At 41.3% G+C, this 23,920-nt stretch carries 22 protein-coding genes; 18 read left to right on the forward strand and 4 right to left on the reverse strand.

What is annotated here, in order from left to right:
• The first annotated feature begins 3 nt into the window (after positions 1-3).
• Both ssb and H5180_RS06465 read left to right on the forward strand, forming a co-directional pair.
• Positions 4-729 (forward strand): single-stranded DNA-binding protein, encoded by a 726-nt coding sequence (ssb, locus tag H5180_RS06460; protein WP_182735083.1) that lies wholly within the window; start codon positions 4-6, stop codon positions 727-729.
• Between the two features lie 359 nt (positions 730-1,088).
• Positions 1,089-2,846 carry an EAL domain-containing protein gene (locus H5180_RS06465; RefSeq protein ID WP_182757932.1) on the forward strand — a complete coding sequence of 586 codons (1,758 nt, stop codon included), beginning with the start codon at positions 1,089-1,091 and terminating at the stop codon, positions 2,844-2,846.
• Here the strand turns inward: H5180_RS06465 and H5180_RS06470 are convergent.
• Positions 2,843-3,697: a 1-aminocyclopropane-1-carboxylate deaminase/D-cysteine desulfhydrase gene (locus H5180_RS06470; protein ID WP_182757987.1), complete on the reverse strand. Its 855-nt coding sequence runs from the start codon at positions 3,695-3,697 to the stop codon at positions 2,843-2,845. The two genes, H5180_RS06465 and H5180_RS06470, sit on opposite strands and share 4 nt — an antisense overlap.
• Positions 3,698-3,977: 280 nt before the next feature.
• Here H5180_RS06470 and H5180_RS06475 point away from each other — a divergent pair, with 280 nt between their 5' ends.
• From H5180_RS06475 to tldD, 9 genes are all read left to right on the forward strand, one after another.
• Complete coding sequence (locus H5180_RS06475; RefSeq protein ID WP_145238584.1) at positions 3,978-5,996, forward strand: formylglycine-generating enzyme family protein; 2,019 nt, start codon at positions 3,978-3,980, stop codon at positions 5,994-5,996.
• Between the two features lie 138 nt (positions 5,997-6,134).
• Complete coding sequence (locus H5180_RS06480) at positions 6,135-7,178, forward strand: rod shape-determining protein (protein ID WP_145238587.1); 1,044 nt, start codon at positions 6,135-6,137, stop codon at positions 7,176-7,178.
• Positions 7,178-8,020, forward strand: a complete 843-nt coding sequence (mreC, locus tag H5180_RS06485) for a rod shape-determining protein MreC (RefSeq protein WP_182717725.1) — start codon at positions 7,178-7,180, stop codon at positions 8,018-8,020. The genes H5180_RS06480 and mreC overlap by 1 nt, the downstream gene beginning before the upstream one ends.
• Complete coding sequence (gene mreD, locus H5180_RS06490) at positions 8,013-8,492, forward strand: rod shape-determining protein MreD (RefSeq protein ID WP_145238590.1); 480 nt, start codon at positions 8,013-8,015, stop codon at positions 8,490-8,492. Before mreC ends, mreD begins: the two co-directional genes overlap by 8 nt.
• Positions 8,492-9,061, forward strand: a complete 570-nt coding sequence (locus H5180_RS06495; RefSeq protein WP_145238593.1) for a nucleoside triphosphate pyrophosphatase — start codon at positions 8,492-8,494, stop codon at positions 9,059-9,061. Before mreD ends, H5180_RS06495 begins: the two co-directional genes overlap by 1 nt.
• Before the next feature lies 1 nt (position 9,062).
• A complete protein-coding gene (gene rng, locus H5180_RS06500) occupies positions 9,063-10,535 on the forward strand; it encodes a ribonuclease G (protein WP_149982651.1) in 1,473 nt (490 codons plus the stop codon).
• Positions 10,535-14,380, forward strand: a complete 3,846-nt coding sequence (locus H5180_RS06505; RefSeq protein WP_182757933.1) for a YhdP family protein — start codon at positions 10,535-10,537, stop codon at positions 14,378-14,380. The genes rng and H5180_RS06505 overlap by 1 nt, the downstream gene beginning before the upstream one ends.
• Before the next feature lie 20 nt (positions 14,381-14,400).
• Positions 14,401-15,210: a carbon-nitrogen hydrolase family protein gene (locus H5180_RS06510; RefSeq protein ID WP_182757988.1), complete on the forward strand. Its 810-nt coding sequence runs from the start codon at positions 14,401-14,403 to the stop codon at positions 15,208-15,210.
• Positions 15,207-16,646, forward strand: a complete 1,440-nt coding sequence (gene tldD, locus H5180_RS06515) for a metalloprotease TldD (protein ID WP_182757934.1) — start codon at positions 15,207-15,209, stop codon at positions 16,644-16,646. Before H5180_RS06510 ends, tldD begins: the two co-directional genes overlap by 4 nt.
• An 86-nt stretch (positions 16,647-16,732) precedes the next feature.
• On the opposite strand, the gene H5180_RS06520 is transcribed toward tldD, so the two are convergent.
• Complete coding sequence (locus H5180_RS06520; protein WP_182757935.1) at positions 16,733-17,623, reverse strand: LysR family transcriptional regulator; 891 nt, start codon at positions 17,621-17,623, stop codon at positions 16,733-16,735.
• A 115-nt stretch (positions 17,624-17,738) separates the two neighbouring features.
• On the opposite strand from H5180_RS06520, the gene H5180_RS06525 reads away from it, so the two are divergent.
• The 7 genes from H5180_RS06525 to H5180_RS06555 all read left to right on the forward strand — a co-directional run bounded on the left by H5180_RS06525 (position 17,739) and on the right by H5180_RS06555 (position 21,976).
• A complete protein-coding gene (locus H5180_RS06525; protein ID WP_182757936.1) occupies positions 17,739-18,143 on the forward strand; it encodes a lactoylglutathione lyase in 405 nt (134 codons plus the stop codon).
• A 39-nt stretch (positions 18,144-18,182) separates the two neighbouring features.
• Positions 18,183-19,283 carry an alkene reductase gene (locus H5180_RS06530; RefSeq protein ID WP_182757937.1) on the forward strand — a complete coding sequence of 367 codons (1,101 nt, stop codon included), beginning with the start codon at positions 18,183-18,185 and terminating at the stop codon, positions 19,281-19,283.
• A gap of 31 nt (positions 19,284-19,314) precedes the next feature.
• Positions 19,315-19,854 carry a YbhB/YbcL family Raf kinase inhibitor-like protein gene (locus H5180_RS06535; protein WP_010390480.1) on the forward strand — a complete coding sequence of 180 codons (540 nt, stop codon included), beginning with the start codon at positions 19,315-19,317 and terminating at the stop codon, positions 19,852-19,854.
• A gap of 48 nt (positions 19,855-19,902) precedes the next feature.
• Complete coding sequence (locus H5180_RS06540; protein ID WP_310736488.1) at positions 19,903-20,805, forward strand: polysaccharide deacetylase family protein; 903 nt, start codon at positions 19,903-19,905, stop codon at positions 20,803-20,805.
• An 11-nt stretch (positions 20,806-20,816) separates the two neighbouring features.
• Positions 20,817-21,038 carry a DUF3955 domain-containing protein gene (locus H5180_RS06545; RefSeq protein ID WP_145238621.1) on the forward strand — a complete coding sequence of 74 codons (222 nt, stop codon included), beginning with the start codon at positions 20,817-20,819 and terminating at the stop codon, positions 21,036-21,038.
• An 89-nt stretch (positions 21,039-21,127) separates the two neighbouring features.
• Positions 21,128-21,697: a DUF2799 domain-containing protein gene (locus tag H5180_RS06550; RefSeq protein WP_182757938.1), complete on the forward strand. Its 570-nt coding sequence runs from the start codon at positions 21,128-21,130 to the stop codon at positions 21,695-21,697.
• A gap of 30 nt (positions 21,698-21,727) precedes the next feature.
• Positions 21,728-21,976, forward strand: coding sequence for a hypothetical protein (locus H5180_RS06555; RefSeq protein ID WP_182757939.1), 249 nt, complete (start codon positions 21,728-21,730; stop codon positions 21,974-21,976).
• Between the two features lie 71 nt (positions 21,977-22,047).
• On the opposite strand, the gene H5180_RS06560 is transcribed toward H5180_RS06555, so the two are convergent.
• Positions 22,048-22,884: a mechanosensitive ion channel family protein gene (locus H5180_RS06560; protein ID WP_145238627.1), complete on the reverse strand. Its 837-nt coding sequence runs from the start codon at positions 22,882-22,884 to the stop codon at positions 22,048-22,050.
• A 115-nt stretch (positions 22,885-22,999) separates the two neighbouring features.
• Positions 23,000-23,731, reverse strand: a complete 732-nt coding sequence (locus tag H5180_RS06565; protein ID WP_182757940.1) for a MauE/DoxX family redox-associated membrane protein — start codon at positions 23,729-23,731, stop codon at positions 23,000-23,002.
• Between the last annotated feature and the right edge of the window lie 189 nt (positions 23,732-23,920).

Below are 23,920 nucleotides of genomic sequence, written 5' to 3' on the forward strand. Positions count from 1 at the left end.
TCCATGGCACGCGGTGTGAACAAAGTAATCTTGGTTGGTAATTTAGGTCAAGATCCAGAAGTACGTTATATGCCTAACGGCAATGGTGTAGCGAATATTACTCTAGCTACGTCAGATAGCTATAAAGACAAAAACACCGGTCAAATGGTTGATAAAACAGAATGGCACCGTGTTGTGTTTTTTGGCAAGTTAGCTGAAATTGTTGGTGAATATTGCCGTAAAGGTTCACAAATTTACGTTGAAGGCAAACTTCAAACCCGTAAATGGACTGACCAACAAGGCCAAGAGAAATTCACCACTGAAATCGTAGTGGATGGTTTCACTGGTCAAATGCAAATGTTAGGTGCCCGTGGTGGCGACCAACAAAGTGGCGGTTACCAAGGTGGCCAACAGCAAAGCCACGGTGGTCAATCTCAAGGTGGTTACGGCCAACAACAGAGCGCACCGCAGCAAAGCGCACCACAACAAGGTGGTGGGTATGCTCAGCAGCAAAGTGCACCACAGCAAAGCGGTGGGTATGCACCAGCGCCACAACAAGCGCCAGCAGCTCGTCAGCAACCAGCGGCAGCACCACAGCAAAGTAATCAATACCAAGGTGGCGGCTATGCTCCACAAGGTGGTGGACAAGCGCAAGGTGGTTTTGCACCTAAGCCACAAAGTGCTCCGCAAGGCGGCGCATCAAATCCAATGGAACCACCTATCGATTTTGATGACGATATCCCGTTCTAATTCAAGACAAAAATGAAAATGTTTAAAAATACCCTGAAAAGCCGCTTTTAAGCGGCTTTTTTGTTTTTATAGTGTGCTGTAGTCTGAATATTACAAAATAGTAAGAGCTGGTGAATAGAGGGAGCTGACCGCTATTTTTCTTTTATGTTGGAGTTTTTTAGTTAACAGCTATCAAATGCTATGGAGTGAGAGTTATTTTTATTTAGAACGTGTACTGTCCTAGGTCTCTAAAAAAGCGTCAGTTTTGGCTTTGTTACTATATTTATAGCATTTAAAACCATCTTTAATCATGCTGTAGCCTTGTGTTTATAAAGATCTTGAACAACACTTTAGCTATTCATACAAATAGCGTAACAGCCATGGTGACTCAATTTAAAAATGCACAAGTACGGATGCTAAGTATTTATGTGATTGCTTTTATGCTTTTACTAACAGTATTTAATCTCTTGTTAGGGGAGATATTGCATCAAAAAGTACACATCACTGGGAGTCAATTAGCTAAGCAAGTCTATAGCCTCAAACTAAAGCCAATTGCAGATAAAGAGATCATTGCCGCACTTGCTCAAAGTCATGGTTTTATGCTTGAATCAGCCCATGAGTCGTTTCACTTTTCTGCTTTTATGACCCAAGATAGTGATATCTTTAAATATAAAACAGTTAGTTTAAAGCTTTATCATTTGCCTTTTTGGGTTGTAGAAAGTCCGCTATTTATTTTATTAAATCTAGTGATGATTGGCGCTGCTATTTGGAGTTATCGCTGGTGGCGTCTGCTATTTAAACAGCGCGATGGCGTAGATTCAATTGCATTATTAACTGGTAGTAAAGTATCAAGCAGCCAACAAGCGCCTAAAGATGTGGTTAAATTAGCACTAAATGATATTGCAATTAATAGTACAAAAGTACTTACAGCCAAGCGTAAATTAAGTTCCGCAGACGATGTTGCAATTACCGCAATGTACGGTATCCAAAATAATCATAACCACCTTTTTGCTTTACTTTATTGGACACGGCCATTTCCAGATAACGTTGATTTAGAAAGCCACTTTAAACTTATTGTAATCAAAGGTTTTAAAGAGTTATCTCGGGTATCAGTTAAGTTGTTATCTTCAGGAGGTCTGGCAATTACCTTGGAGAATATACCTCAACCTGATATCGATGCTTACACTAAGCGCTTGCATCAAATTATTTATCAGGCTTCTTTGCTTTATCGCGGTGATTTGTCTCGTAAAGAAATTAAAATAGGCGTATGTAATTACCGCGATGGTGCCGATCAAACTGTGGTTTATCAGTTAACTAAATCAGCACTCGCATTAGCAAAACAAAGTCCATGGCAGCATACTCATCGGGTACCGTTTAACCATACGCGTTCAACGGTGCTGGCAAATAGCGATGAGAACTTAGCTGATTACATTAGCAAAAAGAAATTTATGTTGTTTTTTCAGCCGCTATTTGAGTTCGCCAGTGGTGATATTTTACAGCATGAAGCTTTGATCCGGGTTCGTCATAAGTCTTTAGGGATGCTTTCTGCTAAGCAATTTATTCCTCAACTAAAAAATGATTCAGCGATTGTTTTATTGGATAAAACAGTATTGGATCAAGTTGTTAAGTTATTAGAAAGTGAAACAAGTGCGTTAACTGTGAGTATTAACTTACACGCATTTAATTGGTTTTCTAATGACTATTGGCGCTGGTTTGGGCAGAGGATGAAAAATGTAAAAGGCGCTGATAAGCTACAGTTTGAGATATCGGAGGTGGATTTTTATCAACATCAACAGCGATTGAATTTTGCTTTTAGTACAATTAAATCAGTGGGGAGCTCAGTATCAATTGATAATGTTTCATCGCACGATAAAATCGCTTTATTAGCGCCTTACAAAGGGATCAAAGGACTCAAGCTTAGCTATGATTTAATCCACGACATTGATAAAAATGTAACGCAGCAAAAAGTGGTGCGCCAAATTGTAGCCAGTGCAGAGCGAGTGAACTTACCCGTATACGGTGTTGGTGTTGAGACGCAGCAAGAGCTCAATATGCTTAAAAAACAGGGCGTCATTGGCGCGCAAGGATTTTATTTTACGGAGCCTTTGCAAGAGTTTACTAATGTAATGGTTAATTAATCTATTAACTGGCGGTAACGCAGTCCATCTAAGCCTTGCAGACCGCCGGTATGAATCGCAACGATCCTGCTACCTGCTGGAAAGTAGCCTTGTGCGATTAATTGCCATAATGCATACATCATTTTTCCTGAATAAATAGGCTCAAGTGGTAATTTATGTTGGGTTTGCATCATTTGGCAAAACTGCCAAAGTTTAGGGCTAAATTTACCATAGCCACCATCATGAAACGCGGTGAGTAATTGCCAGTTTTGCTGCTGCGTAGCAATTGCACTAAGAGATTTGATTTCATCCACTAGATAATCTGCTTGCTTTAATACCGCAACCCCTAAAACCTGAGTGGTCTTATCGCAGCCTTCAATCAGTCCTGCTAATGTGCCGCCACTACCGGTTGGGCATAAAACATAATCAGTGTGAGGTAATGATTGAGCGAGTTCTCTACAACCTAGCAAGGCGGCTTTATTAGTGCCACCTTCCGGTAATATATATGCATTGGGGAAATATGCTTGTAACTGAGCTAGGTAATCTGGAGTATTTCGCTCTCGGTATTCTATACGTGTTACAGGGTGAAGCTGCATACCGCATTGCTTAGCAAACTGTAAGGTGGGGTTGTGTCGATCAAGTTCAGGGCCGCGAATAATGCCGTGGGTTTTTAAGTTGAATTGCTTTCCTGCAGCAGCACAGGCATGAATATGATTTGAAAAAGCACCGCCAAAAGTAACTAATTCTGTTTTACCCTCTGTTTTCATTGCAGTTAAGTTATATTTTAATTTTCGCCATTTATTGCCGCTTATTAACGGATGCAGAAGATCGTCACGTTTTATCGATAAAGATATTCTTTGTTCACTCAGCATCGAACAAGTGATTTTTTGCAGTGGAGACTCAGGGATTAAATTCACAGTTGCAACTTAAAATAAATGGGCCATAAGTTTAACAAATTAGCCATGAACAAGAAAAGGGGCTATTTTCATACTATGTGATGGTAATTTACTGGCATGAAGTACGGTAATAGTTGTAAACTCAGATAATTTTTGAACAAAGCTTGTGTTTTGCCTTGCAAGTACATAGCATAAGAGTTTAATTATAAAAAATAAATAATGACCAAATAATTGCCGCTTTTTGGGAATGGAATATATGCGAATTGCTCCTTTATCTCTGTTAATTTCAGCTAGTTTGTTTGCATCGAGTGCATTTGCACAAGATACAGCCACAGTTACTGGAATTGAATCTGAGATCAGTATTAAACAAGCTGAATACGATAACGCTACACAGATACTTGAAAAACATTTAAAAGAAGAAAGTCAGTTACAAAGTCAACTTGATTTATTACGCACTCGTTCGACTGAGCTGGACAAAGAAAAAAATCAAGCACTTGATGCCATGAATGAAATGTATCGTCGTTTAATTGATGATCCCACTATTGATATAAGTGCTGCACAGGCGCGATATCAGCAAGCTGTGGTTGATCATAAGCAAAATAAAGACGATATCGCGATGCAGTTGGCGGCAATTGCATCCCACCGCAAAGACATTGAACAAATTCGCGTAGCAAAACATACTCAGTTAAATACACTCGAAAGCTTAAAAGAACAATTAACAACAGCCCGAGTTGAGCGCTTACGCAATGAGTTTACCCGCGAAGGGACGCTAGAAGTTAATCACACTATCAACTGTAAACGAACAGAAACATTGGCAGCCTGTGAGCAACGAGGCCAGCAAATGGGCTTACAAAAAGCAACCAAGCGTTTTGTAGACCAAATTTTTGCTAACTTAACTGAAGAGCGCCTAGTTGAACCCAAACGTAATATGGCTGGTGCACAAGTACAGGTTTTAAGTAGCCATGTAGTTAATAGTGCTTTTAGCGGTCAAGGCAATTATAACGTTAACTTAAGCGTCACTATGCGCGGTGATGTGAATAGCAGCCGCTTATGTAATTTATTGAGTGTTGATAATCGCTATTGTTCAGAGTACGGCACGCCGCTAACGGCAACCTATCAAACTCGGTATGACACTACTTTTACTGATAGTCAGTTAACATTCAGTGATGGTCAGGATAATGCCAACGTTTCGGTGTCACGCTTGAGTGAACAACCAATACGTGATTATTCAGTCAAACCAATGCCAACGGTTAATACACAAGTCGTTGATAGTAATAAAATGATTGAATTTACACTGCGTTCAAACGTATACGACGACGAAGTGTTTATTGATGGCGTAAGTTTTGGTTCAACACGTTTAGCAACGACTTTACCAAGTGGTATTCATGATGTTGAAGTTCGCAAGCAGGGTTATAAACCTTATCGCGTGCGTGTTGATTTACGAAAGCCGCAGACGATTCATGCTAAGTTGGTAAAAAAGCCTGAGTCGATTGCTGCACCGACATACACCAGCGAGCAACGTAATACGACATCAGTAACTAGTGCAGCTATAGGCAATGCTGCCGCTGACGTGGTAGTTATTCCCGCAGGTAAGTTTGAAATGGGTGATATCAATGGCAATGGACTTGCAAATGAGCGTCCAGTTGTTGAAAAAACCATTGCAAACTCATTTGCGATGCAAAATAAAGAAGTGACAGTCGGTGCTTATCAAAAGTTCGTCAGCAACACTAACTATAAAACTGAAGCTGAGCGTAATCGTGGCTGTGCTTATTATTTAAATGGCGAACCGGTCTGGGAAGCAAATTTAAATTGGCGTAATCCAGGTTTTGAGCAAGGCAGTGATTTTCCAGCAGTGTGCTTAACCTACAACGATGCGAAAGCATACGCTGATTGGTTGTCTGGTCAAACAGGTCAACAATATCGTTTACCTAATGAGGTTGAGTGGGAGTATGCAGCACGCGCTGGTACTAAAACTGAATACCCGTGGGGGAATGAGATAGGTAAAAATTTAGCCAATTGTGGTTGGTGTGGTAGTGAGTGGTCAAATAAAAGTGCATCGCCAACAGGCTCGTTTGCACCTAATGCGTTTGGTCTCTACGACACAGTAGGAAATGTATGGGAATGGACTCATAAGTCAGCTGAACAAGCGGATGTTACTGTCCGTGGTGGTGCGTGGAATTTCGCGCCTAGCTTAGCTCGTGCTTCAACTCGTTTGATTTTAGCGCCAGATTTTCGTGCAAACTATATTGGTTTTCGTCTAGTACGCGAACGATAAAATTAATTTAAAAAGGAAGCATAGCTTCCTTTTTTACCCAATTAACAAAGGTAGCTGCACTTTTATTGCCGAACTGATTCAGCATGGTAAAGTTGCATAAGCTAATATAAGAATATTTTTCAAAGGTCATCCAGCCTCATGTTTAAAAAGCTCCGTGGTATTTTTTCAAACGATCTATCGATCGACTTGGGTACAGCCAACACCCTTATTTATGTTAAAGACGAAGGCATTGTCCTTAATGAACCATCAGTAGTTGCGATCCGTCAAGAACGCGCTGGTGGACCTAAAAGTGTAGCCTCAGTAGGGACTGAAGCAAAGCAAATGCTTGGTCGAACGCCTGGTAATATCAAAGCCATTCGGCCAATGAAAGACGGTGTAATTGCTGATTTTTATGTAACTGAAAAAATGTTACAACACTTTATTAAACAAGTGCATAACAATAACTTTTTACGTCCAAGTCCGCGTGTGCTTATTTGCGTACCGTGCGGTGCTACGCAAGTAGAAAAACGCGCAATTCGTGAGTCGGCTATGGGCGCAGGTGCGCGTGAAGTTTATTTAATTGAAGAGCCAATGGCTGCGGCAATCGGTGCAGGTTTACCGGTATCAGAAGCAACAGGTTCAATGGTTGTAGATATCGGTGGTGGTACCACTGAAGTTGCAATTATTTCACTAAACGGCGTGGTGTACTCATCATCTGTACGTATTGGTGGGGATAAGTTTGATGAAGCAATTATCAACTATGTACGTCGTAATTTTGGTAGTTTAATTGGTGAAGCAACGGCTGAAAACATTAAACATCAAATTGGTTCTGCGTTTAAAACAGATGAGCCAATTGAGATTGAAGTACGTGGCCGTAACCTTGCCGAAGGTGTTCCGCGTTCATTTACGCTTAATTCACATGAAATATTAGAAGCCTTGCAAGAGCCATTAATGGGGATTGTTAGTGCGGTAATGGTTGCCCTTGAGCAATCGCCACCAGAGCTGGCGTCAGATATATCAGCCAAAGGCATGGTATTAACAGGTGGTGGTGCATTACTTAAAGATTTAGACCGTTTATTAATGGAAGAGACCGGCATTCCTGTTGTGGTTGCTGATGATCCATTAACGTGCGTTGCGCGTGGTGGCGGTAAGGCACTTGAGATGATTGATATGCATGGTGGTGATGTATTTAGTTACGACTAATGAAGTTAATGTTCGGGCGTGCCATTTCTTTGCAGCTGCGACTTTTTGTCGCGGTGCTTTTGAGTATCGTGTTGATCGTAGGCGATCGTTATACGCAAGGTGGCACCACAGTACGCACTAGTTTAAACACCTTAGTTAGTCCGTTATTGTATTTAGCCAATTTACCTTATGAAGTATTTAGCCTCGGGGCTAAAAGCTTACACACGCGCGATCAATTATTAACTGAAAACGAAGCCCTCAAGAAAAAACAATTACTGCAAAGCGAACAGCTTCAGCAATATCAATTCTTAAACAAAGAAAATCAAAAGCTACGCGCGTTACTTGGTTCTTCTGCTAAGCAGTCAAATCGTAAAATTATTGCTCAAGTTCTCTCTGTTCATTCAAATCCTTATAGCCATCAAGTGGTGATCAATCGTGGCACGATAGATGGCATCAGTGAAGGCCAAGCGGTGATTGATGAGATGGGGGTCGTCGGACAACTTACCAAAGTAGGCTCAACGACGTCTCGGGTGTTACTGATGACCGACACAACCCATGCCACACCAGTACGTATTTTACGTAATGATGTGCGTACCGTGGTTGAAGGGATTGGTAAAATTAATTTAGTTAAACTCTCCCATGTACCCCATAGTTTAGATGTACGGATTGGTGATGTGCTAGTGACATCAGGACTTGGAGGCACTTTTCCTGAGGGCTACCCGGTTGCTGTGGTAACTGAAATTAATCGCGATGAGGGCCGCCCGTTTGCTCAAGTATACGCCGAGCCGATAGCTCAGTTAGATCGTATTCGCTTATTAGTGATCTTATGGCGTAATCAGCAGGAAACTATCAGCAATGAATAGTCGTTACTTCTTATTGATCACCGTGAGTATTTTCTTTGCGTTGATCATGGCTTTGATGCCATTGCCTTTTTCGTTTGAACCCTTTCGCCCTGACTGGGTGTTATTAGTATTAATGTACTGGTCTTTAGCTGTTCCACATCGATTAAATATTGGTACGGCTTGGGTAGTTGGCTTGCTGATTGATTTAGCCACAGGGTCACCGCTGGGAATTAATTCACTCACTTACTCAATTTGTATTTTTGTAACCGCAAGTAACTTTCAAAAAATTCGTAATTTTTCAATTTGGCAGCAAGCGATACTCGTGGGCTTATTTTTAACCCTATATCACTTAATGCAATTTTGGCTTAATCACTTTTTAATGGACGTTTATTTCAACCCGCAGTATTTATGGCCGGTCGTGACTGGCATGTTAAGTTGGCCTTGGATTTTCTTATTGCTACGTAAATATCGCCGTCATTTCAGGATCAGGTAATGCAAACTGCCATTTATTTAGCGTCAGCTTCTCCTCGGCGCAAAGAATTACTAACTCAACTTGGTATCGAATTTTCACAATTTAGTGTTGATGCTGATGAAAGCCAGCTAGCAGACGAAACTCCCCTTGAACTTGTTGAGCGTTTAGCGCGTCTAAAAGCTCAAACCGGTGTTGCTATGGGGTATACAGATCGCCCCGTACTCGGCAGTGATACCGTAGTGGTCATAGATAATCAGTCACTAGGTAAACCCCGTGATAAAACTGACTTTATGGCAACCCTAAAACGTTTATCTGGGCGCAGTCATCAAGTGTTAACGGCAATTGCATTTGCTACTGAACACAAGGTCATGAGTTGTGTAGTAACCACGCAAGTGAGTTTTAAAACACTCTCAGAACAAGAATTAGCAGCATATTGGCAAACTGGTGAACCACAAGACAAAGCCGGTGGCTATGGTATACAAGGACTCGGTGGGCGCTTTGTTACTAATATTTCCGGTAGCTATTTTGCGGTAGTAGGCTTACCTTTATATGAATGCGAAAAATTATTAAGCGAATTCCTAAGTAGGTAACATGAGTATAGAATTACTGATCAACGTCACCCCGAGTGAAAGCCGTGTTGCCCTGATTGAAAACGGTGTATTACAAGAAATTCAACTAGAGCGTATTGGCAATTTAGGTATCGTCGGTAATATTTATTTAGGTAAAATAAGCCGAGTGTTACCGGGTATGCAAGCTGCGTTTGTTGATATTGGTTTAGATAAAGCGGCTTTTTTACACGCGTCTGATATTGTAAATAGCGCCTCTATTGTTGAAGGTGTTGACGAGCAACCAATTAAAAAAGTACAAGATATTCGCGAGTTAGTGCGCCAAGGTCAATACATTATGGTGCAAGTGGTAAAAGATCCACTGGGTACTAAAGGCGCACGTTTAACAACTGACATCACCATCCCTTCTCGTTATTTAGTGTTTATGCCAGATGCCACTCATGTTGGTGTGAGTCAGCGTATAGAAACCGAAGAAGAACGCGCGCGATTGAAAAGCATTGTAGGTGAGTATGGCGATGAAGACGGCAGCTTTATAGTTCGTACTGCAGCTGAAGGTGCCAGCGAAGCTGAGTTGCGTCACGATGCCGAGTTTTTAAAAAAACTATGGAAAAAAATCGTCACTAAACGTAAAAAAACCAGCAAAGAAAGTATTTTGCATGAAGATTTAACCTTAGCATTTCGAACTCTACGAGATTACGTAGGGGAAGATATGGAGCGTATTCGGGTTGACTCAAAGCTAACCTATGAAGAGCTAAAAAGCTTTACCGCAGAGTTTGTACCAATTCTTTCCGATGCTTTAGAGTATTATCCAGGCGAGCGACCAATTTTTGATTTGTTTGATGTTGAAAGTGAAATACAAAAAGCCTTACATCGTAAAGTGACGTTAAAGTCAGGTGGCTATTTAATTATCGACCAAACCGAAGCGATGACCACGGTCGATGTTAATACCGGTGCCTTTGTTGGCCATCGAAATCTCGAAGAAACTATTTTTAACACCAACGTAGAAGCTACTTCTGCGATTGCCCGTCAGCTTAGGTTGCGTAACTTGGGCGGTATTATCATTATTGACTTTATTGACATGGTTAGCGAAGAGCATAAGCGCAGGGTATTGCATTCACTTGAGTCTGCACTGGGTAAAGATCGCGTTAAATCAAATATTAATGGTTTATCGGCATTAGGCTTAGTGGAAATGACCCGCAAACGTACTCGAGAAAGTCTTGAGCATATTTTATGTGATGTATGTCCGGCCTGCTCTGGGCGCGGTTCACAAAAAACCGTTGAAACCGTATGCTATGAAATACTGCGTGAAATTGTTCGAGTAAACCGTGCTTACGCGGCTGATAAATTTATGGTTTATGCAGCTCCCGCGGTAAGTGAGGCATTACTTAATGACGAGTATCATAATCTTGCAGAACTAGAGTTATTTATTGGTAAGCAAGTGAGCATTCAAACCGAAAGCCTCTACAGTCAAGAGCAGTTTGATGTGGTTATGATGTAATGAAAGCAAAGACGGTCTGTTTTTTTTGTATCCGTAAGTTATGGCAAGTGTTCGCCATAACGCTGGTACTGCTTGCCGTTGTTGTTTCGGTTTTAAAATATACCCTGCCGTATGCCAATGACTATAAAGGTGACCTTGAAAGTTATCTATATGATAAGTTTGCGGTTAATTTATCAATTGGGGCTATTTCTGCCAGCTGGCATGGCCAAGGCCCTTCTATTGTCTTGGAAGATATCACCTTTGAAGATAATAAAAGCTCACCCATCGCACTGACTATCGCTAAAGCTAGCCTTGAATTAAACGTCTGGGAAACCATCAAAACACGACAGTTAAAATCTAACTACTTTGTGATCAACGGTTTCCATGCTGATGTTGATATGCCGACTATGTTGCAGTCAAACAGCAGTGAGGTATCGTTTGAACAAAAAGAGCTGATTGAAGGCTTATTCTTAGGTAAAACCGGTCATTTTGCGGTTGAAAATAGTAGTCTTAATTTTATCTTGGCAGATGGCAAAGAGCGTCGGGTGATGCTTGAAGACATCGTTTGGCAAAATCAATACGAACAACACTTAGCTAGTGGTACTTTAGCATTGCCCGGGATTTCAGTGGGTACATTTGATGCTCGCTTGGCATTAACCGGATCGACGCTAGAAACCATGCTGGGTGATATTTATGTGCAAGCAAATAATGTTGATGTGTCGAAATGGCTGGCTCAGTATATTAATGCTAGTAAAGAGCAGCTCAATTCTGACATTAACTTAGAATCATGGTTGAGTATTGAAAAAGGCCTGATCAAAGATGTCACAGTTAAATGGTTGCCAAGCTTTATTAATTGGCAGCAAGATACAAAAAGTCATCAATTTAGTTTAAGTGAAGGGGGTTTTAGCCTTTACCCTTGGCAGCAAGGTTGGCGGTTAAAAAGTTCAGGGGTGCGGCTCTCAAACGATCAACAGCATTGGCCTGACTTTCAATTTGAAGCACAGCTGGATAACAAGCAACAACAAATTTGGTTGCAAGAACTCGATTTTGATTTGGTTACAAGGTTAGCCCAGTTAAGTGATTTTGCTGAATTAGAGCCGCTGTTAAGTCGTCAACCCAGTGGTCAAGTTAAGCGCGCTTATGTGCAATTTACATCAACACAGCAATGGCAATTATGGTTTGAAGCCCAGCAATTGGGCTGGCTTGCAGAGCAAGGTGTGCCCGGTGTGCAGGGCTTACTTGTCGATGGTTTGTTAAATCAAGATCGTGGTCGTATTAATCTGTTTGGCGAAAATAGCGAGTTACTTACCGCTGATACTTTTAGCCAGCCAATCAAATATAACCAACTGAATATGCAAATTGATTTAGCCAATAGTGAGCAAGGTTGGCAGATCAGCAGTGATAATATGTGGCTTGATAATGATGAGGTCACTGTTGCAGCCGAAATGAAGCTTAGCTTAGACGAACAGCCTCGGCTTGATTTATATGCAGAAGCATTTGCACCAGATGCCAGTGTTGCCAGCCATTATTTCCCACGCCCTGTGATGACTAAAAATTTAGTTGATTACTTAACTGGGGCTATTAAAGGTGGTGAACTTACGCAAACACAAGTGCTGTTTTCTGGGCCGTTAACGGGCTTTCCGTTTGCCGATAATTCAGGACAGTTTGAAGTATTAGCGCAGGTAGATAACGCCAATTATCAATTTGCCCCTGATTGGCCTGCAGTAACTCAAGCGAGTGCAAAATTACATTTTGAAAATCAGCGTATGGATATTTACTCTGAGCATGGGCGGCTTGTTAACTTAGCGATCGATGATGCCGTGCATGTCAGTATTGCAGATCTAATGAACGCAGATTTACTGAGCGTAAAAATTAATAAACGTGCTGAGATGGAAACATTACTGCCGTTTTTTAAAGCAACGCCAATTGCTGAGCCACTAGCAAATGTATTTGAGGTGATCCAAGGTAACGGCGCTGCCAGCGCTGATATTGAGCTACTTGTTGATTTAAATGAGTTAGATGTAACAGCTAAAGGCATGGTTAATTTAAAAGATCTGCCAGTGTATTTAGCACAACCTGGGCTTCAGCTTGAAGGTGTTACAGGTCAGCTCTATTTTAATGATGATCAGATCACTTTAGAAAATGCTAACGCAAGTTGGTTAGGAATGCCGCTGAAAGTTAACTTTAATGGTAAAAATATTGGCCCAAACTATCGTGCTGACGTTGATATAAAAGTACAGTTAAATGCTGATACGTTAATTTCTCATGGTCAAGACTTACTAAAAGGTTACTTGCATGGTGAAAGTGAAGTGGCTATTAATCTTGCTCTAAACTTTTTAACGGACGGCTTTGATTATCGCGCTAATGTCAGCTCACAACTCGAAGGGCTCAGTAGTGAGCTGCCCGCACCATACACTAAAAGTGCCGATCAAGTATGGCCGCTAGCGGCTGTTATTCAAGGTGATAATATTTCTAATTTGATCACCGCTAATATTAATAACAACTTATATTTTAATGGCATCTTAGCGAATAACGTTGGCAAACTAACCAATGCACAGTTTATTTTAGGCGAGCATGATCTGGGTTTAAACCAGCAAGACTTAAGTGTTGCAATTGATTTAGAGCAAACAGATCTATTACCTTGGCTTGGCTTGATCCAGCAGATCATCACCATCAGTCAAATAGAATCAGCTGAGCAGAGCGTACTACCGCCATTAAAAGAAGTGGTGGGTAACATTCAGCAATTAACCATTGGTGATATTGCATTTAATGATTTTGAAATGCGTTTAGCGCCGACCCCAAGTGACATGAGCTTACGGCTAAACGCCAAAGAATTACGCTCGCAAGTACTTATTCCGCTAGATAAATCAAGTCGGCCGATTCATATTGCCAGTGATTATTTACGTGTTAACTTTACCCCAACAACAGACGAATTACAGCCATCTGAAACATCTCAAGATTACACTTGGTTGAGTGACATACCGGCCATTGAATTTGAGTGTGCTGATTGTAAAGTGGCAAGCTATCAATTAGATAAAGTCAGCGCATCGCTTTATGGCGATGGTCATAAGCTCACCATATCTGAGCTGGTGGTTGATAAAGGCGAGCATGTGTTACGTGCTAAAGGGCATTGGCAAGATGGCATAAGTCAATTTAGCGGTAATATGCAAAGTGATGACATTGGTGAACTATTTGATGAATTTGATATAACCACCACAGTTAAAGATTCACCCGCAGATATTAAATTTACGCTTGCGTGGCAAGATGCGCCTTATTTATTTGATATTGCCAGCCTCAACGGTAATTTAGATTGGCGTTTAGGCGAAGGGCATTTAGCTGAGGTAAGCGATGGCGGCGCAAGGGTATTTTCGTTGCTGAGCCTGGATTCATTAGTGCGTAAGTTAAAACTCGATTTTAGAGATGTATTTTCGAAAGGTTTTTTTTATAACAGTCTGCAAGGTACCATGCAGGTAGATAAAGGCATCGCTTACACGCAAGATACGAAAATGGATGGAGTACCTGCCGATCTGACGGTTAAAGGCCATACTAACCTCAATACCATGGAAATTGATTACGATTTAGCGGTTGCACCACAAGTGACCTCAAGTATTCCGGTGATTGTCGCGTGGATGGTCAATCCGGTAACTGGGCTTGCAGCATTGGCGATAGATAAAGTACTCCACTCTGCGCGCGTTATTTCTGAGATTAATTTTAAAGTGACTGGCAGCATGACTGATCCTGTAGTGAAAGAAGTAGATCGTAAAAGTCGTGAAGTGACTCTTCCGCAAGCTGCACAAAACCAACCTCAAGCCGCCGCCTCCAGTGAGTTAATACTCAAAGATGCCGCTGTTACAGTCACCCAATAAGGCCTTAAACGATGCAAGCTATGATAGTCGCTCTACAAATGTGCTCCAGGCTGTGTGCTGATGACAACATGAATCAACTTAGGCAACAGTTAACCACGCTTCCTGCAACTCGGCCGTTACTGGTGTGTTTACCTGAAAGCTTCTTAGTGTTTGCTAATAGCGGTCATGAAACACTTGTTGTAGCAAAACAAAGTGATGTTTATCAACAACAATTAAGTGAGTTATGTCGCCAACATGATATTTGGCTAGCAGCAGGTACTGTGCCTATTGCCACAGAGCATGACAAATACTTTGCAGCGTCTTTGCTTTTTAATGAGCAAGGTGAAGTGCTGGCCCAGTACAATAAAATGCATTTATTTGACGTTGATGTTGCTGATGGGACTGGTGCGTATCGCGAGTCTAACTTCACCGAAGCGGGCAGTGACATTGTGGTGGTCGATTCACCGTTTGGTAAAATAGGTCTTACAGTATGTTATGATCTACGCTTTAGTGGCTTATTTAGTGCTTTGCAACGAGCCGGGGCAGAGGTTATTTTAGTGCCTAGCGCATTTACTACCATAACAGGTGCAGCTCATTGGCAACCGTTATTAACGGCCAGAGCGATAGAGACGCAAAGTTATGTGATTGCTGCTGCGCAAGTAGGGCAACACGAAAATGGTCGCGCGACATACGGCCACAGTATTATTATTTCTCCTTGGGGTGACGTCCTCAGCGAGCTTGCAAATGGCATTGGGTTTATTGGTTGTCAGCCAGATCTAAACCGCTTACACGCCATTCGTCGAGATATGCCAGTGCAATCTCACCAACGATTTAGAGAGCATTTATTATGAACACGGTTGAACAGCATTTATTACACGACAGCCAGCTAAATCGAGAAGAACTCGAAAAAACGCTTGGTTTTATTCATCAGCATAAAGTTGATTACGCGGATCTTTACTTTCAATCTAGCCACCATGAATCATGGGTGCTTGAAGATGGCTTAGTAAAAGAAGGCTCGTACAACGTTGAACGCGGCGTCGGCGTACGCGCAGTTAGTGGCGAAAAAACCGGTTTTTCGTACTCTGATGCAATTAATTTAGAAGCACTTAACAAAGCCGCAACCGCTGCGCGCAGTATTGCCGAAGCAGGTGAAAGTAAAGCCATTCAGGTATTTAGTGATGTAGCAGCAAAACAGCAGTTTGCACCACTGCAGCCGATTCAAAGCATGAGTGATACCGACAAAGTAAATTTATTACGTGAGCTTGAAAATTATATTCGTGAGCTTGCTCCTGACGCAGAGCAAGTTATTAGCTCTATGTCTGCGGTGTATGAAGAAGTATTGATTGCGGCCAGCGATGGTACATTTGCCACCGATATCCGCCCATTGATCCGTTTAAATTGCTCGGTATTACTTGAAAAAGACGGCCGCCGTGAACGCGGTGGCGCAGGTGGTGGCGCACGTTTAGATTATGGTTACTTTAAAGAACTGGTGGATGGTAAACCCCGTTGGATGGAATACGCAGAAGAAGCCGTACGCCAAGCAAAAGTAAACCTTGAAGCTATTGACGCTCCAGCGGGCACGATGGAAGTGGTACTTGGCGCAGGTTGGCCAGGAGTCTTACTGCATGAAGCCGTAGGTCATGGCCTAGAAGGCGACTTTAACCGTAAAGGAGCCTCGGCATTTAGCGGTAAAGTGGGCCAAAAAGTCGCATCAGAGCTGTGTACTGTAGTTGATGACGGCACCATTGCCGATCGCCGTGGTTCACTTAATGTGGATGACGAAGGTACGCCTGCAGCGTACAACGTACTTATCGAAAACGGTATTTTAAAAGGCTACATGCAAGATAAAATGAATGCGCGTTTGATGGGCGTTAACCCAACTGGTAATGCGCGCCGTGAGTCATACGCGCATTTACCTATGCCGCGTATGACCAATACTTATATGTTAGGCGGCGAGCACAGCCAAGCCGATATTATTAGCACAGTTAAAAAAGGTATCTTCGCCCCAAACTTTGGTGGCGGCCAAGTGGATATCACCTCAGGTAAGTTTGTGTTTAGTGCCTCAGAAGCTTACTTAATTGAAAATGGTAAAATTACTCAGCCAATTAAAGGGGCAACATTAATTGGTAATGGCCCTGAGGTTATGCAACAAATCTCTATGGTAGGTAATGATTTAGCGCTTGATAAAGGCGTAGGAGTATGTGGTAAAGACGGCCAAAGTGTACCAGTAGGCGTTGGCCAGCCAAGCCTGAAAATTGATCAGTTAACGGTAGGTGGTACTGCTTAACTTTATAACTGCCAAACGCTATAAATAAAACCTTGAAAGTGCAAACTCTCAAGGTTTTATTTTGTCGGCTGCTTATTGTTTTGAGGTTAAATTTGCTGCTGAAAAAAATCCATAAATGCGGCAACTTGTCGTGGCTGAAATTGCCTTGATGGGTAAAGAAACTGTAAGCCAACTTGCTGTTTATCTTTATTACTAAAACCGAGAATATAGTCATCAAGTAGCGTCACTAAATTACCCTTAGTCAGATCATCATTAATATCTACCATTGATTTTAGAGCAATACCTGCACCGTTAATTGCCCACTGTCTGATCACTGCACCATCACTGCTACTCATAGCTACAGGTACGCGAATTACCTCGTCTTTAAAATGCCAATCATGCATCGATTGACCAAGTCGCTCCATTACTAAGCAGCGATGGTTTAATAAATCGCTTGGTTGTAAAGGTTGGCCATGTATTTTTAAATATTCAGCTGAAGCACATAACACACGTTTATTGGCTTTGATCATTCGGCTAATCAAATTACTATCGGGTAAGTTTCCAAGGCGAATAGCAATATCAATGCCTTCTTCCACTAAATTGACTAAGCCATCGGTTAAATGCAGGTGTGGTTTTACTTGTGGATTCAGTGCTACAAATTTAGCTATTGCAGGGGCAACAAACTGTTTACCAAAGTCAGAGGGTGCGGTTATTTTGAGGCTACCCGAGAGAGTGCTTTTACTAAGCTGAATACTTTGCTCTGCGGCATCAATTTCAGCAATCACTCTTAAACAGCCTTGAAAAAAGTGCTCTCCAGCCTCGGTTAATTTAATACTTCGAGTATTACGTATTAAGAGTCGGGTTTGATAGTGATTTTCAAGCTGGTTGATACGTGCCGTCATACTCGCAGGCGATAAACCGATTTTTCGCCCTGCTGCAGCAAGCCCACCAGAGCGCACCACATGAACAAAAAGCTGCATATCATCAATCTTAGCCATCGTTCCTCATTCTTTATAATTCAGTATTAATGAATAGTGTTTTTGATATTAACTCAATTATCAAATTTAAGTAAATAGTTAAACTGGTTGTACTCATTATCAACAGAGAAAGTTTATGCGTTTAGATCATGTATTAATTTCTAGTTGTGATTACCAGGCGATGCGACAGTTCTTTATAAATTCAGTTGGGCTAGTTGAAGGGTATCGTCCGCCTTTCCCTTTCGAGGGGGCATGGTTATACGGCAGTGATAATGTTGCTTTGATTCATTTGGTTAATGCCACGGGTAATAAAGCGCAACAGGGTTACTTATCAGCATTAAACAGCAAAACCCAAGGCCGAGGAGTGGTAGATCACATTGCGATTCGTAGCATAGGTTATCAAGGATTGAAAAGTCGCTTAGCGCAAACAGGTATAAGCTACTTTGAGCGAACCGTGCCAGAGCTATTAGAGCAGCAAGTATTTATACCTGGAACAGAAGAGATAAAGGTCGAAATGCTATTTAGTAGTGATGAAATTTAAATTAAATCCAGATAAACATTATTTATAAGAGAGTTAGTTATGTCTATAGAATCCTTATTTGAAGCTAAAACACTCGGTGGCATGGTCACGCAAAATAGAATTGTGATGGCACCTATGACCCGTTCGCGAACTGCGCAACCGGGCGATATTCCTACTGAACTGATGGCCACTTATTATGCCCAGCGTGCTACTGCAGGGCTGATTATTTCTGAAGCAACACAAATTTCTGCTCAGGGCAAAGGTTACTCATTTACGCCAGGTATTTACACGCAAGAACAAATCGAAGGTTGGAAGCAAGTAACACAAGCTGTGCACAAAGAAGGCGGTAAAATATTTTTACAACTTTGGCACGTTGGTAGAATGTCGCACTCTTCATTTCATCATGATGGAACGCCAGTTGCCCCATCTGCACTTGCTCCAGATGTACAAGTTTGGGTGGTAGGCGATGATGGAGAAGGACGGATGCTTGACTGCCCAACCCCTCGAGCACTAAGTGTTAAAGAAATTAAAGAAATAGTAAATGATTATAAGCAAGCGGCAATTAACGCGATTGAGGCTGGTTTCGATGGCGTTGAAATACATGGAGGTAACGGGTATTTAATTGATCAGTTTTTAAGACGTTCAGCGAATAAACGCACAGATGAATATGGCGGTAGCCAAGAAAACCGTATTCGTTTTGCCTGTGAAATTATTGGCGCAATTAGTAATGCCATTGGAGCTCATAAAGTGGGTATTAGATTAGCGCCTTTTATCACTCAGCGTGGTATGGGTGATAGTGAAGCAATTGACACTATTTTATTAGCAGCAAAGCAATTTGAGCAAATTGGTATTGCGTATATTCATCTTGCCGAAGCGGACTGGGACGATGCACCCAGTGTAACACCAGAGTTTAGAGCCGCACTTCGTCAGTATTTTAGTGGCGCGATTATTGTTGCCGGTAATTATACCGAGCATTCAGGTGCGCAGCTTATTGAACAAGGTCTTGCCGATTACATTGCATTCGGTCGTCGTTTTATTGCCAACCCAGACTTACCGTATCGTATTCAAGAGCAACTGCCACTAAACACGATTACCGATGGGAGTACATTGTTTGGCGGTACAGCCAAAGGTTATACCGATTACCCAGCGTATCAAAAGTAACTTTTTTTAACTGAAAATATAAGGGCTAAAAATGGTTAATTTTTCAAACTCAGTAGTTACTTTACTGATCAGCGGGCTGTTTAGTAGTGCCAGTTTTGCGGCTGAATTTAGTTTATCGAGCCCTGATTTACAGCCAGGGCAGGCAATAAAGAGTGAGCAATATTGGAATAGCTTTGGTTGTCAGGGGAGTAATGTTAGGCCACAACTTAAATGGCAAAATGCGCCTAAGAAAGCCAAAAGCTTTGCCGTGACAGTGTATGACAATGACGCACCAACTGGCAGTGGTTTTTGGCACTGGGTAGTACATGATATTCCTCTTACTAGTAACTCACTATCTTCAACGACTTTGCCCAAAGGAGCCATTGAAGGTAATACAGATATGGGGAAGCCCGGATACCTTGGGCCATGTCCACCAGAAGGGCGCAAGCATAGCTACACCTATAAAGTGTATGCATTGGATGTAGAAAAATTAGCTGTTCCACAAGGGGCAACAAGTGCACTTACAGGGTTTTTCTTACACCAGCATTCTTTGCAAACAGCCGAGATCACAGTAACGGCAGGACCGCGTTAATTAGTTAAGGAGATAAAAATGAAGGCTTTACCTTTACTCACTCTTTTAATGGCACTGTGCAGCAGTAAGTTGTTAAATGCGGCCCCATTATCTGATAAATCAGGTTATTGGCCTGATGATGCACAATTAGTGATTTCTATTTCAATGCAATTTGAAGCAACAGCACAAGATAGCTCTGATGCAGGGCCGTTTCCTCAAATAGAGCAGGGTTATCACGATACGATTTCGCCTACTTGGTATCAGTATGGGATGAATGAAGGGATCCCACGATTACTTGATCTATGGGATAAACATAATATTAAAGTTACTTCTCATATGGTGGGTAGGGCTGTGGAATTAAATCCAGCACTTGCTAAAGAGGTGGTTTCACGAGGGCATGAAGCATCGGGTCACGGCCAAACATGGACACCACAATATTCTATGAGTGTTGAACAAGAGCGCGCTTCATATATTAAAAGTGCAGATATTATCGAAAAAGTGACAGGCATGCGGCCGGTTGGCTTTAATGCATTTTGGATGAGACACTCAAAAAATACACTTACGCTTTTGCAAGAGCTGGGGTTTATTTATCATATTGATGATCTATCGCGTGATGAGCCTTCTTTTACACCAGTAAATAATAAGCCTTTTGTGGTTGTACCTTATACTTTTCGTAATAACGACATTGTGCGCTATTCAGGAAGCACTGCAATGACGGCCCAAGCCTACTTACAAGAGTTAAAAGATGAGTTTGACGTGTTATACGCTGAAGGAAAACACAGAAGACGAATGATGTCGATTAGTGCTCATGACCGTATTGCAGGAACGCCTGCACGAGTAAAAGCGCTTGATGATTTTATCCAGTATGCAAAACAGCATACTGGTGTTAAGTTCATGCGAAAAGATAACATAGCCCGTTGGATAATGAAGCAAAATAATGTGCCTACTAATCCAGCACGTACATTTAAATAGAGGAGCCTGATATGTGGTCATTTATTAAACGTTATAAATATGTGGTTGGTTGTTTGTTTTTGAGTCTATTGTGCGCTATTAGTTTCTATTTACAAGGTGGTTACATTGATGAGAATGGCATGTTAGTGGAAGCGTTTTTCTTAATACCATTATCTTGGCTTTTTTTTGTACTTTCTGTAATTGTATTTTTAATCATGAAGTTACAAGGAAGGAAAGTGATAATTAAAAGGTAAAACATCTAGTTACACTTATATTGTTCACCTTATTTAAAAAGTGCTACAAAGTAGGTACTTGAATAACCCCTGATACTTTAGGAAGTGAAATGTCTCATCGTTTTTTATGTTTGTTGCTTTTGATATTGTTATCAGGGTGTACTTCTTTATCTCAACAAGAGTGCGCAGAATCTAATTGGCAGCAGTTAGGTTATAGCCATGGCCAACAAGGCTATACATATGAACGAGGCAAAGAAATCATAGCCACTTGTCGTGAATTTGGTATTACCGCGCAGTTAAATGAGTATCAGGCAAGTTACCAGCAAGGCCTTGCTGTGTATTGTGAACCTGAAAATGGCTTTACCCTAGGTTTACGAGGCGATGCGTATAACGGGGTTTGTAATGACACACAGTTTAGAAAAGCATGGCAAGAGGGTAACGAGCGTTATCAATTTGAAGCAAGGAAAGCCGAGATAGATGATCGACTTAATAATATTAATTGGCGGTTGCAATCTATTAGTAATGAATTAGCGAGTGATAAACCGTCAAGTAGTCAAAATAAAGAGTTACGCCGAGAAAGAGAACAGTTGGAGAGAGAGCGTCGTGATTTAAGAAAAGAAAAAGCACTTCTGCCATTACTCAACAAGTTTCCTTCATGGCATTTTGAGTATGAACTATAATTTATAACGTATTCTTTTACGGTGATTAATATGAAAGTAATGTCAATTTTAATAATACTTCTGCTCCTCAGTGGGTGTGCGTCACAGGAAATGCCAGACGGATATAGCAATGAGGTGTTTGCTGAGCATGAGTGCTTAGGTGGTGAAGTTGAGACAGACTATAACTATACAATCTTTAGTTCTGACGAAGATGAAAGTAATAAGAGCACGGTTCAATCAACTTGTCAGCCAGTAAAAACTGAAACTGAGTTTGAGCGAGATATTAGATCGGGAGGCTAGCGTTAAAAGCTTAACTCACTTCAGTTTTAATCAAGTGAGTTAAACTATGTCCATATAGTGGCATATTCTTATTATATGTGAGAGTTACTGCTTTGTTGTTTTGCAGCTTCACTGTACCAAAGCTCCATAAAAAAGGCAGTTAGCTTATGCTCTATTCCCAGCGCCTTGTCAGTGGGACAGAATAAAGTGAAGCTGGCTTTAAACTCGCCTAATTCGGTGGTGCTAAAGTGTATTTCAGGCTCAGGGCCAGAAATTTTTGCATCTAATTTTCTTTCGATAATCGAATTATAACGACCAGCCACATCTTGAAACTCTTCACAATACTGTTTCGCTTTCGTGGTCAAAGTTTCGTAAATTGGATACGGATTAAAACTTTCTTTACGCACAATACTAAAGTGATGTGTGGTAAAGCGTTTTACAAAGTTTAAGTTTTTAATCGGGTTAGTGATCAGCTTATTATTCGGAATATAAATGGTTTTGCGAGAAAACTGATAGGTGTGCATGTCAATTTCATGCATGGTGGTTTTGATCCAATCGGTTTCAGCAATTTCACCATAGTATTCACCAACCTGTACCCAGTCACCAACCCGAAACGGGCGCGTGGTAACTAAATAGAAAAAGCCAATTATACATTGAATAAACTCTCTGGTCGCAAATACAATAGCCACTGCAAATGCCGCGATCGACAGCGCAAAGTTCTGGATTTCAGTAGACCATACAAATAGCAGTAATAGTACCGTTGCTAGGTTAATAGAGTGCTTAATATTGTGCGAAATATAGCGAATATCTTTTTCTTTTTTTTCTGCTTTATGGCGCGCAAATCTGTCAACCAGCGCCTTAAGAGTAAACGCAATAGTGATCATTGCTAGTGAAATAAGTACCGGATGGAGCAGTAAATCTTTGTTCATAAATTCCTAATTGATGGAGCGTTAATAAAAAATAACACGCGACCATACTAACTAAATTTTGCAGATTTAACCACGGTAGAACAGTAATAAAGGGGCAAAACCGTTATATGTTTTATCAACTAACTAGCATCCAAAGACCCGCTGTTATCATAAATAGATTCTCGGTTAATGAGATAAAACCTAGCGGTACATTGCTGTTGCCACCGACGCACGCGCACTTGAGTTCACGTTTATCTATATATACAGCTTTAAATACTGATACCGCACCAATACCACCAATAAATAACGAGAACGGCGCCACCGCTAAGGCCGGAAGTTTGGCCACCATCCCGATGGCAACATAGGCTTCAATAAAAGGATAAACATAAGCATAAGGCACAACGCGCATGGCAAGTAAGTCATAGGTAATAAATGAGTTTGAAAAGCTATATAAATCTTGTAGCTTTTGAATTGCTAACACCGCCATCGACAGTGCAATAAACAGCATTAAGTTTTGCATAGACAATAAAGCGTCGCCATTGGCATAGCTAAACCCGCAGCTGAGTAATAGTGTGACTGCAAAAATAGCTAACACTGGCGTGTAAGTTGTGCCTTGTTGACCCGCTTTGGTCAGATTGAAAAAATCGCGCAAATCATCGTACCCACCTATACGTTTATCATCAATAAAGGTTTGTGGGGTGGTTTTTACATCATGCTGTTGTTTGAAGTCATCGGTTTGTTTGCGGCTAGTAAGGTGGCGATCATCAACATCGTAGCCATTACGCGCTAACAAATCTTTTGATTTTAACCCGAACGGGCAAATATGCTCATCGGTTACCATGCGATATAAAATTGCTGACTTAGACACAGTGCCTCCTTGTAAAAATGTAAAGCCGACTACGTAATCATTACCGAATTACGCAGTAAACATAAACAAAATGTGCTTGTTATTCAGTGTTATTAAGTGAATACAAGGTTTGTGCCAGCTAATAATAATTACTTGGTCATGCTTAAAACAACATCCATAACTGGATCATGCCATGCTAAATAATCATGG

This window comes from Pseudoalteromonas sp. SR41-4 (assembly GCF_014163985.1).
In the GTDB taxonomy this organism is placed as follows: Bacteria; Pseudomonadota; Gammaproteobacteria; order Enterobacterales; family Alteromonadaceae; genus Pseudoalteromonas; species Pseudoalteromonas rhizosphaerae.

Excerpts from the sequence above, each read along its gene's own strand:
- H5180_RS06505 (WP_182757933.1), top strand. The coding sequence starts at position 10,535 with ATGAAAGCAAAGACGGTCTGTTTTTTTTGTATCCGTAAGTTATGGCAA.
- mreD (WP_145238590.1), top strand. The coding sequence starts at position 8,013 with ATGAATAGTCGTTACTTCTTATTGATCACCGTGAGTATTTTCTTTGCG.
- H5180_RS06495 (WP_145238593.1), top strand. The coding sequence starts at position 8,492 with ATGCAAACTGCCATTTATTTAGCGTCAGCTTCTCCTCGGCGCAAAGAA.
- H5180_RS06540 (WP_310736488.1), top strand. The coding sequence starts at position 19,903 with ATGGCACTGTGCAGCAGTAAGTTGTTAAATGCGGCCCCATTATCTGAT.
- H5180_RS06550 (WP_182757938.1), top strand. The coding sequence starts at position 21,128 with ATGTCTCATCGTTTTTTATGTTTGTTGCTTTTGATATTGTTATCAGGG.
- H5180_RS06465 (WP_182757932.1), top strand. The coding sequence starts at position 1,089 with ATGGTGACTCAATTTAAAAATGCACAAGTACGGATGCTAAGTATTTAT.
- H5180_RS06535 (WP_010390480.1), top strand. The coding sequence starts at position 19,315 with ATGGTTAATTTTTCAAACTCAGTAGTTACTTTACTGATCAGCGGGCTG.
- H5180_RS06520 (WP_182757935.1), bottom strand. The coding sequence starts at position 17,623 with ATGGCTAAGATTGATGATATGCAGCTTTTTGTTCATGTGGTGCGCTCT.
- H5180_RS06560 (WP_145238627.1), bottom strand. The coding sequence starts at position 22,884 with ATGAACAAAGATTTACTGCTCCATCCGGTACTTATTTCACTAGCAATG.
- H5180_RS06470 (WP_182757987.1), bottom strand. The coding sequence starts at position 3,697 with ATGCTGAGTGAACAAAGAATATCTTTATCGATAAAACGTGACGATCTT.
- H5180_RS06545 (WP_145238621.1), top strand. The coding sequence starts at position 20,817 with ATGTGGTCATTTATTAAACGTTATAAATATGTGGTTGGTTGTTTGTTT.
- H5180_RS06480 (WP_145238587.1), top strand. The coding sequence starts at position 6,135 with ATGTTTAAAAAGCTCCGTGGTATTTTTTCAAACGATCTATCGATCGAC.
- H5180_RS06475 (WP_145238584.1), top strand. The coding sequence starts at position 3,978 with ATGCGAATTGCTCCTTTATCTCTGTTAATTTCAGCTAGTTTGTTTGCA.
- H5180_RS06555 (WP_182757939.1), top strand. The coding sequence starts at position 21,728 with ATGAAAGTAATGTCAATTTTAATAATACTTCTGCTCCTCAGTGGGTGT.
- rng (WP_149982651.1), top strand. The coding sequence starts at position 9,063 with ATGAGTATAGAATTACTGATCAACGTCACCCCGAGTGAAAGCCGTGTT.
- H5180_RS06510 (WP_182757988.1), top strand. The coding sequence starts at position 14,401 with ATGATAGTCGCTCTACAAATGTGCTCCAGGCTGTGTGCTGATGACAAC.
- ssb (WP_182735083.1), top strand. The coding sequence starts at position 4 with ATGGCACGCGGTGTGAACAAAGTAATCTTGGTTGGTAATTTAGGTCAA.
- tldD (WP_182757934.1), top strand. The coding sequence starts at position 15,207 with ATGAACACGGTTGAACAGCATTTATTACACGACAGCCAGCTAAATCGA.
- H5180_RS06525 (WP_182757936.1), top strand. The coding sequence starts at position 17,739 with ATGCGTTTAGATCATGTATTAATTTCTAGTTGTGATTACCAGGCGATG.
- mreC (WP_182717725.1), top strand. The coding sequence starts at position 7,178 with ATGAAGTTAATGTTCGGGCGTGCCATTTCTTTGCAGCTGCGACTTTTT.
- H5180_RS06530 (WP_182757937.1), top strand. The coding sequence starts at position 18,183 with ATGTCTATAGAATCCTTATTTGAAGCTAAAACACTCGGTGGCATGGTC.